Source organism: Acinetobacter sp. WCHAc060006 (genome assembly GCF_004209135.1).
Lineage (GTDB): Bacteria > Pseudomonadota > Gammaproteobacteria > Pseudomonadales > Moraxellaceae > Acinetobacter > Acinetobacter cumulans.
This window is the reverse complement of the sequence record NZ_SGSS01000013.1, coordinates 63,694-75,585: the sequence shown is the minus strand read 5'-3', so window position 1 is coordinate 75,585 and position 11,892 is coordinate 63,694. Positions and strand designations below refer to the sequence as shown.

Here is an 11,892-nt window from a genome sequence, read left to right as displayed (position 1 = left end):
TTACTCAAGTTTTTTATCGATTAACGGTATTCATCAATCAGTGCATAAATTTGACGTAAATTTGCATGGCTAATTTTCAGCTTTTCACCTTTAAGTAGTTGAATTAACTGCTCAAGCGTTTGTAATAATACCGAGGTTTGATGCGGGCCATGTAAAAGTAAATAATCTATGATTTGCGGGTCAATATGTATTCCTCGACGGTTCAACACTGAAGTGACCAAAGCCTGTCGATCTGCATATAAACTACCATTTGGCACCTTTACACTCACCGCTTGTGTTAAACGCGACTGTAAATCAGGTAATTCTAGTTTGAGCTCAATGGGTGCAAAGCGGGATGAAAACACCAACTGCCCACCGCCTTCATTATTATAATTGATTAAATGAAATACTGCTTTTTGCCAATGTGGTACACCGCTAATCGCTTCAATGTCATCTAGTGCCACCAGATCATAACGATCGAGCGATGTAATCGCTTCTGTCGGGGCATCTAACAGTTCTAACAACGAAACTTGTATCGCGGTTTTACCAATTTCCAGATATGAATCGCAAATCGCCGAGAGTAAATGGCTCTTTCCAGACCCTGCTCCCCCATAAACATAAAAGCGATTCATGAGACCTGCATGTAGCTGTCGAACCGCATCAATGACATGCCCCCAGCTCGGCCCTGAAAAATCACTGATTCGGGCATCAAGTTGGGGTTCTATATCTAATTGCAATTGACGCATTTATTAAGCAGGCCTTATCTATCTTTATTTTCTGGTTTTTCAATCTTACTCGAATTTTCAGCGTCTTGCAGTGTATTTAGCGCGCTGTCTTTCAATTCAATATCAATATTGGCTTGTTCGGTTTCAATGCTAATTGAACCTGCACCATGAGTATTCACATGTGCGTTTGCACCAACATATATTGTACTACGTTCATAAGTCTCATGCGCATGGCGCAATAACACCACAATAACCGCAGCAACAGGTAATGCAATCAACATGCCCAAGAAACCAGCCAACTGTGCACCAGCCAAAACAGCAAAAACTACTGCAACAGGTGATAACCCAATTTTATCGCCTAAAAGGAAAGGTTGTAGAATATAGCCTTCTACAGCCTGACCAATTAAAAATACAACCAGCACCAGTACCAACTGCATCCAATCCATACCAAATTGGAAGAAAGTTGCAATGACAGCAGCAATAATACCTACCGCAAAACCTAAGTAAGGAATAATACTGGCTAGGCCTGCAATCATGCCGATAATTAAACCGACTTCCAAACCAATAACTTGTAGCCCGACTGCATATACCACGCCAAGCAAAAACATCACCAAGAACTGACCTTTTACAAATGCACCTAATACACTGTGACATTCACCTACAATTGTCATGGTGCTAGCTTCATATTGGCGAGGAATTAAACGACGCATACGCTCAAGCATCGGCTCCCAATCCAGTAAAAAATAAAAAGCAATCACTGGAATAAGTACAACCGTACCGCCAATTTGGATAAAGTTCAGACCAGACTGTGCAACCTTCATCAACATCGCTTGAATGCTGTCTGCACTATAATTTGTTTGGATATATTCCATGATTGCCGCCGACATCTGCTCGGTGTCAATTTCCATTGGCACAAGATTAAATGTATGAGACAGCCATGGCAGAAAGGTATAATTAATCCAATGAATATTTGCAGGAATATTTGTTTTTGCATACATTAATTGTTGCCAAATGAGAGGTACCAAGTACCAAATGGCAATCGTTAATGCGACACCAATACCGACAAATACTACGCTGATTGATATCCAGCGAGGTAAGCCAATTCGATGTAGTTTATTCACCAAAGGACTAAACAAATAGGCGATTAAAAAAGCACCTACAAAAGGAATCACCACAGGTTTGAGTAAATAAATAACCCAAAGAATAAGTGCAATGCCAGCCAGAATAAAAATGCGGCGCAAGGTGCGATCGCCCATAAAACTCACCTTTATGTCAGTGTAATCGTTATAAAAGAGAAATATTTTAATAAAGATAGCATTTTAGCGCATAAATAACATAAGAGTTTCGTTTATTCAGGTTATAATCGCCGCGCGAATGCGGAGACTTCATTATGAGCAACTCAACTTCTACCCCAAACACTGGTTTAAGCTACAAAGATGCAGGTGTCGACATTGAAGCGGGCGACGCGTTAGTCGATCGTATCAAATCAGTCGCTAAGCGCACAAAACGTCCTGAAGTAATGGGCGGTCTAGGTGGCTTTGGCGCACTTTGTAAAATTCCTAAAGGTTATGAAGAACCTGTCCTCGTATCCGGCACAGATGGTGTTGGTACTAAATTACGTTTAGCATTGAATTTGAACCGTCATGACACAATTGGTCAAGATTTGGTTGCAATGTGCGTAAACGATCTTTTGGTTTGTGGTGCTGAACCATTATTCTTCCTCGATTACTATGCAACAGGTCACTTAAATGTAGACGTTGCGGCTAATGTCGTAACAGGTATTGGCGCAGGTTGTGAACTTGCAGGCTGTGCGCTTGTAGGTGGCGAAACTGCTGAAATGCCAGGCATGTATGAAGGTGAAGATTATGACCTTGCAGGCTTCTGCGTAGGTGTAGTTGAGCAAAGCAAAATTATTGATGGCTCTAAAGTTAAAGCGGGTGACGTTTTAGTTGGTGTTGCATCAAGTGGCGCGCACTCAAACGGTTATTCACTTCTTCGTAAAATTTTAGATGTGAAAAACGTTGATATGACTCAAATCGTTGATGGTCGTCCACTTGCTGATACAGCGATGGAACCAACACGCATTTATGTCAAACCAATTCTTCAGTTATTAAAAGAAGTTGATGTACACGCAATGGCGCACATCACAGGTGGCGGTTTACCAGGTAACCTACCTCGCGTACTTCCAAATGGTGCTCAAGCTGTAGTCAATGAAGCATCTTGGGAATGGCCAGAATTGTTCAAACTTCTTCAAAAAGAAGGTGGTGTTGAACAATTTGAAATGTACCGCACATTTAACTGTGGCGTAGGTATGGTATTGGTTGTTGATGCTGCAGATGCAGAAAAAACAGTTGAATTGCTCAATAGTCTTGGCGAAAAAGCATTCGCAATGGGTCATATTGCAGACAATGCTGAATCTATTGAAGGCGCTGACGAAAAAATCCGTGTGATTTTTGCATAAGCACTTCCAATGATTAAAATTGCTGTTCTTGTTTCAGGAAGTGGCTCTAACCTTCAAGCCTTAATCGATGCAAATCTATCTGGGCAAATTGTTGGAGTCATTTCAAATAAACCTGAAGCATTTGCACTACAACGTGCAAAAAATGCAAACATTGCAACTGCAGTGATTGAGCATAAACAATTTCCAAATCGTGAAGCCTTTGATGATGTGATGCATCAGCAACTACTCGACTGGGATGTTGATTTAGTCATTCTTGCAGGCTTCATGCGGATTTTAAGTGCCAAATTTGTGCATGCTTGGGAAGGGAAAATGATCAACATTCACCCTTCTCTATTGCCTCATTACAAAGGCATGCATACGCATCAACGTGTACTCAATACAGGTGATGCCCTACATGGTTGTACAGTTCATTACGTGACTGCAGAACTCGATGCTGGCCAAGCGCTTGCACAAGCGGTGCTTAAAGTGAATACGCATGATACTGCTGACAGCTTAGCAAACCGCGTACATGTTTTAGAACACATCATTTACCCACAAGTAGCTGAATGGATTTGCACTGGCACCATTCAACACACTGAAAATGGTGTACTGTTCCGTGGTCATCCAATGACTGAAGCAGTTCAATTCTGCAAATTTTAAGCCGTATATCAGATATAAAAAAACGCATCCTAGGATGCGTTTTTTATTGTGCTGAACCTTAGTTCTGCTAATTTTTTGTTGCAAGCAACTGCTTAAGCAAATTCGCAACTTCGACAGGTTGCTCTAATGGAAACATGTGCCCGCCTTCGGTCATACGTAGTGGTATGTCAAATTTTTTGCTCACCTGTTGCGGGAACTTATGTTGCAAAAACGGACTGCCTTTAGGCACCAGCAACTGTGCAGGAACTTTGGTCTTTGACTGTGGTAGCCAATACCAAGACGGATTCGTGTTGAACATTTTGACTTCATCATATTTGCTAATGGTCAGTTCTACACCACCGCGAATATGGTCTTCAGTCAGAGCATAGTCAATATAGTGTTGAAAACACTCTGGATCGAAATCTTTATAAAAGCCTTTCGTCACTAAAGATGTAAATGCTTGCTCACGAGATTCCCAATGATCACGACGATTTTTTGACAGTCCTGCAGGTGACAACTTATCCAACATTTTAAGCTTCAAAGTTTTCACTACATGTAACATGAATGATGCAGTGCCAGTCACAAATGGCGGATCCATCAAAATAAGTTGTGAAAACAATTCTGGACGTTGCTGCGCTGCTTTAAAAGTTAGTACCGCACCTAAAGAGTGACCAAGACCAATGACTGGGCGCCCTTTGGCTTGTCTTACAATACTATCAATCAGTTGTTGTGTCAGACCCTGCCAATGATTATCAATAGGATAACGGCGATCTGGGCCAATAAGTGGCACATAAATCACGTCAAAGTCATCTTCAAGTGCTTGAAAAAACTTGGTGTACACTTGTGCAGGTACACCATTGGCATGTGCAAAATGAATAATCGGCTTCATTGTAATTTTGCACTACCTTCAGTCTGTACTTGCTGACTTAGAGACGTTGCAAAACCTTGTCCAAATGAAGCCCCCATATGACCTAAAATTGAATCGAATGGGCTATATTCAACAGTATAATTCACAGTTTTATCAGTTTTTAATTCACGTTTTAAACTTTGAATACTGCCAGTTCGGTCTGCAATACCCAATTTGACTGCTTGTTCACCAGTCCAGAATAAACCAGAGAAAATCGCAGGATCTGTAGATTTTAGTTTTTTACCACGACCTTGTTTAACCGCATTAATAAAGTGGTCATGGACATTATCCAATACACCTTGTACATGTGCTTTTTGTGCAGGATCTACAGGTTGAGTCATCGACAGTAAGGCTTTGTTTTCACCCGAAGTCATGGTGCGATCTTCTACACCTAACTTTTGCATCAATTGATTGACGCCATAATTTGGCATAATCACACCAATTGAGCCAACTAAACTTGATGGGTTTACAATAATTTCATCTGCTGCCGAAGCAATATAATATGCACCAGAAGCACCAGTATCACCAATCACAGCATAAAGTTTTTTATCTTTGTGCTGTTGTTTTAAATACTGAATTTCTTGCCAAATTTCGTCAGATTGAACAGGTGAACCACCTGGTGAGTTAATATTTAACACCACAGCTTTGCTCTGTTTATTTTCAAAAGCACGCTTTAATGAACGAATGGTATCTGTGCTATTTACACTTTGTTTATCCGCTGCAATCGTTCCAACAATATCCACAACTGCAATGTGTGAACTTGAAGCTGCTACATCACTTGATGTTGAACTAGCAGTGCTACAGCCCTTACCTAAAGCAACCAATACAAAAAGGATGTAAGCAAAGGTCAAAAATTTAAAGAAAATCCCCCAGCGACGTGTGCGACGTTGCTCTTCAACTGACGCTAAAACCGCTTTTTCTAAGATTTTCCATTCATTGCCAGTTGGCTGATGGACGTTATTTGTTGATGTTGTCTTCTGAATTTCACTTTCAGGCTTTGGTGGCCAATCGGACATAAAAAATCCAATATTCAATTATAATGTTGTCCCATTATATACATGTAAATGGTGAAAACTGTCTATACCACGCAATTTCGCCTATAATTAATTTAATTTTTCTGCTTTTGAAATAATCCAATAAAACATGAATGATCAAAGCCCTCATAACGCCACCCACCGTGCATTGAGTTTTATCAGTCGTATGCCGATTCAGTTCTCGCGTTTTTTTGCTCGTGGATTAGCGGCATTGGTCAATACTTTCAAAATTTCAAAGACTTCTGCCACAATTCGCTTAAATTTAAATATTGCACTGCCAGAACTCGATCAGACAACACGTGAAAAAATTACAGAACAAGCGATTCGTAATGAGTTAAGTTCATATTTTGAATTTTTTAGCATTTGGGGTTCATCTGCTGAGAAAAATTTAGCGCGTATAAATAAAGTATATGGCGAAGAGTTTTTTCACGAAACTTTAGCTGAAAATAAAGGCTTAGTTTTGGTGGTCCCACATTTTGGTACTTGGGAAGTAATGAACGCTTGGTTTGCCCAACACAGCAAAATGACCATCATGTACAAACCCGTCAAAAATGAAACTGCGGACCAGTTTGTGCGTAATGCACGTAGCCGAGAGCAAGCCACACTTGTCCCTACAGATGAATCTGGTGTGCGCCAAATTTTCAAAGCGCTCAAACAAGGCGGTATGACCGTCATATTACCTGATCATACCCCTAATGTTGGCGGTGACATGATTGAGTATTTTGGTTTACCCCTGGCAACCAGCAATCTGAGTGCTAAACTGATTCAAAAAACCAAATGTGGTGCTTTATTTGTCTATGCAATGCGTAATGAAGATGGGCTTTTTGATATACACATCGAAAAATTAGATTCACGTATTTATGAAGGTACGGCAAATGATGGCTCAGGTGTAATTTTCTCAGCTCTAGAAAATCTGATTCGCCGTTATCCAGAACATTATCATTGGAGTTATAAACGCTTTAAGGCCAATCCTGCTTTAGAAGATATTTATAACATAGCACCTGAACAAGCGATTGAAATTGTGCAAACATTGCGTTCAGAGACTGCACACTTAAAACACGTGGATTACACTGCGCAAAATACCGTAAAGGCATAACACTTCAACAAATTTCGAGCTCAATGATTTAACCATTGCCATTGATCTCGAAATGCGATGAGCTGTATTCGACCATCTTTGGCTTTAAATTCTATACTGCCTTTTTCGGCTGTACTCAACAGCGGGATATTTAAAGCCTTCAGTCTTGCCAGAGTTTCTTTACTCGGGTGTCCATAGCGGTTCCACTTTCCAGCCGATGCAATAGCCAATTTAGGCTGATAGTGCTGTAAAAAATCAAATGATGAACTGTGTCGACTGCCATGATGGCCCAAGACCAACACATCGACTTGTAAATTTGGATAAGCTTTTAATAACTCATATTCCGTTTGCCAGCCTGCATCCCCCATCAATAAATAGGATTGATAAGGCATTGCATGGTTCATTCGAATGTACAGCACACATGAGTTTTCATTACGCTCAGCCCCTGCTCTCACCGCTTGTATATTATTGGGTGAAAGGACTTCTATCTGTACATTTTCCCATTGCCAAACTTGTCCCTGTTGACAGTATTCAAATTGTGTTGCATTAGGCACAGCTACATGCTCACTGGCATATAAGCTTTTAATTGCCAGTTGATCTTGTATAGAAAAATAGGCCCCACTATGATCTTGATCTAAATGCGTCAACACCAATTGATCTATGCTTGATAGTCCTTGCCTCGACAGAAAAGGCAAAATAATATTCTTACCAATACTAAATTTCTGCTCATCATAATAACCACCTGTATCGACCATCATGCTGTGCCGACCTTCACGCACCAAAATAGACTGACCTTGCCCTACATCTAATACCGTGAGTTGAAAAGGTTGCGGTGTATAGGACTTCAAGCAAATCGCAACTAAACCTAATAACAACCACGCTTTCGGTACAATGCCATCTGGAAGATAAAAAATAAAAATACATAGGCTCAGAAGTAAAATCGTCGCAGGATTAAAAGTAATATTTAATAATTGTGGATTAAATACATGGTCAATTACATTCAATAGGCTCAAAAGTAGCGTTAGACAAAAATCATTGAATTGAAAAATCACCGATGCAATGCCCGGCGCAAAAAAATTAACGAACGCCGCCAGCACATCTAAAGGTACAACCACCAAACCTAAGCTTGGAATTGCCAATAAATTACTTAAAGGTGCAATCCAAGCCACCTGCTTAAAAAACAGTGCCATCATGGGAAAAAGTGCTATAAAAATTTTCCATTGTGATGTGATCAGCACATGAAGGGATAAGCGCAGTTTGACCCACCAAGCCGTATTGGCTTCAAGCGATTGCTGTTGTAGCCAAAGTGTTTGATAAATTCTGAGTAAAATAAAACATGCGCCATAAGACAACCAAAACGCTGCCGATAAAATACTAAAAGGATCAAATAACAATAAAAGCGTTGCACTATAAACCAATAACTTAAGGGCATAGACTCTTAAGCGTAAAACCAACATGCCACTGGCAACGACCGTCATAATAAAAGTTCGCATTGCAGGAATTTCAAAACCCACAAAAGCACAGTACACAAATACACAGCCCATAAATGGCCAAATTAAAATAAATTGGCGTGGTATTTTTAAATACAACCGCGGTGCAAATTTGCGTATGCAACGCGTGATGATCCAACAGATCAACATGGCAAAAATTAAGACATGGGGCCCAGATATGGCCAACAAATGACTGATGCCAAAACGTTGAAATTGATCTACGGTCGCTTCATCTAATAAGCTTTTATCTCCTGTTAATAAGGCCAGTAACAATCCTTTATGTGCTAAGGGCAAATGAAAGATTTTGACTCTAAACGCCAGCCTTTGTTTTTCAGTCCACAGACGAAACTGAGGGATTAACTTTTGCTGTTGATACAAAATATCGCTATAACCCAATGCTTTAATTTGAGCTTCATTTAGCGCTATGGCACGTTTAACTCTAAAAGTGGCCTGAATATTTTGCTGGAGTAACCATTGTTCTTGATCAAATACACCAGCAGTTGCATAAGTGTGCGCAGGCTTTAACTGGCCTTCGAGTTGATAATAATGACCTAATTCCAACTCTAAATCTGAAGATGAAACCGTCTTGGTTTTAGGCAAATAAAGTAAATACTGCAAAGGTTGCCGAGCGGCATTTAACACCATAACGCGTTGTTGAATACTGTGTTCACTATATTGATTTAAAGCATGCACATAAACCAATATGCTGGTATTTTCAGGCTGATGTACTGTGTAATGTAACCGTTGCTTAAGTTGTTGATTGGCGTACGCAAAGCCCAAATAAGCACCTAAACACAAAATCAATGCCGTACTTAATGTTTTGAATACAATGCCTTTTTGAGCAATAAATTTACTACTGATGATAATGAATACAAAGCTCAGTAAAGCCAATACTGTGCTCATCTGCGCATCAAATCCTGTTGTTCCCATCCACGCTGTGCCAAAAATCCAGCCCAAGCAAAAACAAAGCAACATATTTTTTATTCTAATATTTTATGATTGCTGGCAATAATAAAGCCCACCGAGGTGAGCTTCAATTCATAGCGGAATATTCCAATAATATGCTTATAGACCAAGCACTCAAATGATACTCAGTGATCGACCCAAACACCATCTTGCATGTGCAAAACAGCATCTGCGGATTTTGCCAATTGCTCGTCATGCGTCACAATCAGCATCGCCATATTAAATTCTTGACGTAACTCCGAAAGTAACTCAAAAATTTTCACCGCAGTTTTACGGTCAAGGTTACCCGTTGGCTCATCTGCCATCATCAGTTTGGGTTTAGTCACTAAAGCGCGAGCCAAAGCCACACGCTGACGCTCACCACCTGATAATTCGCCTGGTTTATGGGTTAAACGATGAGACAATCCCACACGTTCAAGCAAATACTCAGCTTGTTGGTTTACTTCTTTAAAATTTGTCCCTTTGCGAAGCATCAATGGCATCGCTACATTTTCTAAAGCGCTAAATTCAGGCAATAAATGATGAAATTGATAAACAAAGCCTAAATGCTCATTACGGATATAACCGCGCTCAGCCTCACCCAAATTGTCAAAACGGCGTCCCTGTACAAATACCTGCCCCGTTGTTGGGCGATCTAGGCCACCCAAAACATGAAGCAATGTACTTTTACCTGAGCCACTCGAACCCACAATCGAAATAAACTCGCCTGTTTTAACCTGAAGCGACAAATTACGAATCACATCAACAGTTGTTTTACCATCGGTAAATGACTTACTGATATTTTGCGCATCTAAAACTACATTACTCATAACGCAATGCCTCCGCAGGTTGAATTTTAGCTGCACGCATTGCAGGGTAAATCGTTGCCAAGAAACTCAACAACAATGACAACACCACGATTAAACACACATCTTGCCATCTTAAATATGATGGTAAATAGTTAATAAAGTAGGCATCAAACATGTGTAAGCCTAATGCTGTATTTAACCAACCAACAAAACCACTAATCCCTGAAGCTGCAATAATTCCCAAAATTGCACCAGACACCGTACCAATCACCCCAATAATGGTGCCTTGAACCATAAAGATTCGTGTAATTGTCCGCGGTGAAGCACCTAAGGTACGTAAAATTGCAATATCTGATTTTTTATCCGTAACAACCATCACCAAAGAAGAAACAATATTAAACGCAGCAACCAAGACTATTAGGAACAAAAGCAGACTGACCATGGCTTTTTCCATTTGAATCGCACTAAACAAATTCCCGTGGGTATACGTCCAATCCGAAGCATAGAAGTTTGCAGGTAACTCACGCACAATTTCTTGTGAAACTTGTGGCGCCATAAAAATGTCGTCCAACTTCATTCGTATGCCTTGCGCACCATCTGGTAAGCGCAATAAAGTAGATGCGTCATTTAAGGCAATATAGCCCATCATAGAATCGACTTCTGCACCAATACTAAAAATCCCCACCACTTTAAAACGCTTAAAGCGAGGTACAACCCCTGCAGGCGACGGCGTTGCTTCAGGCAATACCAAGGTAATACTATCATTTAAGCCCAAACCTAAAGCGTCAGTCATTTGCTTACCCAGCACAATACCAAACTCACCTTGTTTAAGGTTATCTAGGCTACCAGCGATCATGTGATCTTGGATAATTGAGACTTTTTTCTCATACTTTGGTTCAATACCATTGACCATAATACCAGCAACTTGGCCTTGTGCTGTCAGCATTCCCTGCAATTGTGTAAAAGGTGCAACACCTTGAACATGGGAATGATGCTCAATTTTCTTTGCAAGATCGGGCCAATTTGTTAAAATTTGTGTTGATGAAACAGTGGCTTGAGGTATCATTCCCAAAACACGGTTTTTCAACTCACGGTCAAACCCATTCATTACGGAAAGGACCGTAATGAGCACAGCCACACCTAACGTGAGGCCGATCATAGAAACCAAAGCAATAAAAGAAATGAAGTGGTTACTGCGCCGTGCGCGAGTGTACCTCAACCCAATATATAGCGAGATCGGTTTAAACATAACCATCTAGTCCGAGGTAATTTAATTATGGAAAATGTACAGCATCAAAGCGGTTTAACGGAACGTCGCGTAATGTCTCGTATCGATGCTGCCTTGCGCATTAACTATCAGATCATTTCTGATGAGGTTGCGCTAAATGATCCTTACGATCCTAATTTTATCTTGCCGCGCTATTTTCTACTACTTGCAGAGTTAGATCAATTTGATCATGCGCTCAACTACGAATTAGAACAATTAGCTGAAAAAGATCAACAAATTTCTCGAATATTATCCTTATTCAACCAAAAGTTAAACCTGATTACGGGCTCTTTATACGACGCAATTGTACAAAGCATGTTACCAGTACCTGAGCATGTGAATTTTTCAGAAACAGGTTTAAGCTTTTTTAGCGACCGTCCAATCATGGAAGGCACCTATTTACACATGACGCTTAGTCATCCTGAAAATTTCTTTCATATTGCAGCGACAGCGCATGTAGTTTATAGCCGTCAGGAAGAAAATGGAAAATATCGTACGGGTGCATACTTTATTACTTTACACCCGCAAGACCGTGTAAAAATTGCAGAATGTGTAGAACTCACACAAAGTAAAAACTGAGGT

11 protein-coding genes are annotated in these 11,892 nt (G+C 40.3%); 4 read left to right on the top strand and 7 right to left on the bottom strand.

Annotated features, from left to right (window positions below; all coding sequences use genetic code 11):
- Positions 1 to 20: 20 nt before the first annotated feature.
- Both hda and cxpE read right to left on the bottom strand, forming a co-directional pair.
- Positions 21 to 725, bottom strand: coding sequence for a DnaA regulatory inactivator Hda (hda, locus tag EXE29_RS09560; protein ID WP_106985661.1), 705 nt, complete (start codon positions 723 to 725; stop codon positions 21 to 23).
- Between the two features lie 14 nt (positions 726 to 739).
- Entirely contained in the window at positions 740 to 1,960 is a 1,221-nt protein-coding gene (gene cxpE / locus EXE29_RS09555; RefSeq protein ID WP_117007490.1) for a chloramphenicol efflux transporter CxpE, read from the bottom strand.
- Between the two features lie 134 nt (positions 1,961 to 2,094).
- Between cxpE and purM the strand changes: the two genes are divergently transcribed.
- Positions 2,095 to 3,165 (top strand): phosphoribosylformylglycinamidine cyclo-ligase, encoded by a 1,071-nt coding sequence (gene purM / locus EXE29_RS09550; RefSeq protein WP_120364523.1) that lies wholly within the window; start codon positions 2,095 to 2,097, stop codon positions 3,163 to 3,165.
- Positions 3,166 to 3,174: 9 nt separating this feature from the next.
- On the top strand, positions 3,175 to 3,804 hold the full coding sequence (purN, locus tag EXE29_RS09545) for a phosphoribosylglycinamide formyltransferase (protein WP_120364522.1): 630 nt from the start codon (positions 3,175 to 3,177) through the stop codon (positions 3,802 to 3,804).
- Between the two features lie 67 nt (positions 3,805 to 3,871).
- Here purN and EXE29_RS09540 read toward each other — a convergent pair whose 3' ends face one another.
- A complete protein-coding gene (locus EXE29_RS09540; protein ID WP_120364521.1) occupies positions 3,872 to 4,672 on the bottom strand; it encodes an alpha/beta hydrolase in 801 nt (266 codons plus the stop codon).
- A complete protein-coding gene (sppA, locus tag EXE29_RS09535) occupies positions 4,669 to 5,706 on the bottom strand; it encodes a signal peptide peptidase SppA (RefSeq protein ID WP_120364520.1) in 1,038 nt (345 codons plus the stop codon). Before sppA ends, EXE29_RS09540 begins: the two co-directional genes overlap by 4 nt.
- A 127-nt stretch (positions 5,707 to 5,833) precedes the next feature.
- Here sppA and EXE29_RS09530 point away from each other — a divergent pair, with 127 nt between their 5' ends.
- The gene (locus tag EXE29_RS09530) at positions 5,834 to 6,820 is read left to right on the top strand and encodes a lysophospholipid acyltransferase family protein (protein ID WP_120364519.1); all 987 of its coding nucleotides are present in this window, start codon (positions 5,834 to 5,836) and stop codon (positions 6,818 to 6,820) included.
- 20 nt (positions 6,821 to 6,840) lie between these two features.
- Here the strand turns inward: EXE29_RS09530 and EXE29_RS09525 are convergent, their stop codons facing one another.
- The 3 genes from EXE29_RS09525 to EXE29_RS09515 form a co-directional block, all read right to left on the bottom strand.
- Positions 6,841 to 9,264: a DNA internalization-related competence protein ComEC/Rec2 gene (locus EXE29_RS09525; RefSeq protein WP_117007486.1), complete on the bottom strand. Its 2,424-nt coding sequence runs from the start codon at positions 9,262 to 9,264 to the stop codon at positions 6,841 to 6,843.
- Positions 9,265 to 9,380: 116 nt separating this feature from the next.
- On the bottom strand, positions 9,381 to 10,064 hold the full coding sequence (gene lolD, locus EXE29_RS09520; protein WP_106985669.1) for a lipoprotein-releasing ABC transporter ATP-binding protein LolD: 684 nt from the start codon (positions 10,062 to 10,064) through the stop codon (positions 9,381 to 9,383).
- Positions 10,057 to 11,292 carry a lipoprotein-releasing ABC transporter permease subunit gene (locus tag EXE29_RS09515; protein WP_117007485.1) on the bottom strand — a complete coding sequence of 412 codons (1,236 nt, stop codon included), beginning with the start codon at positions 11,290 to 11,292 and terminating at the stop codon, positions 10,057 to 10,059. Before EXE29_RS09515 ends, lolD begins: the two co-directional genes overlap by 8 nt.
- A 27-nt stretch (positions 11,293 to 11,319) precedes the next feature.
- Between EXE29_RS09515 and EXE29_RS09510 the strand changes: the two genes are divergently transcribed.
- Positions 11,320 to 11,889 (top strand): PilZ domain-containing protein, encoded by a 570-nt coding sequence (locus tag EXE29_RS09510; protein ID WP_106985671.1) that lies wholly within the window; start codon positions 11,320 to 11,322, stop codon positions 11,887 to 11,889.
- The last annotated feature ends 3 nt before the right edge of the window (positions 11,890 to 11,892 follow it).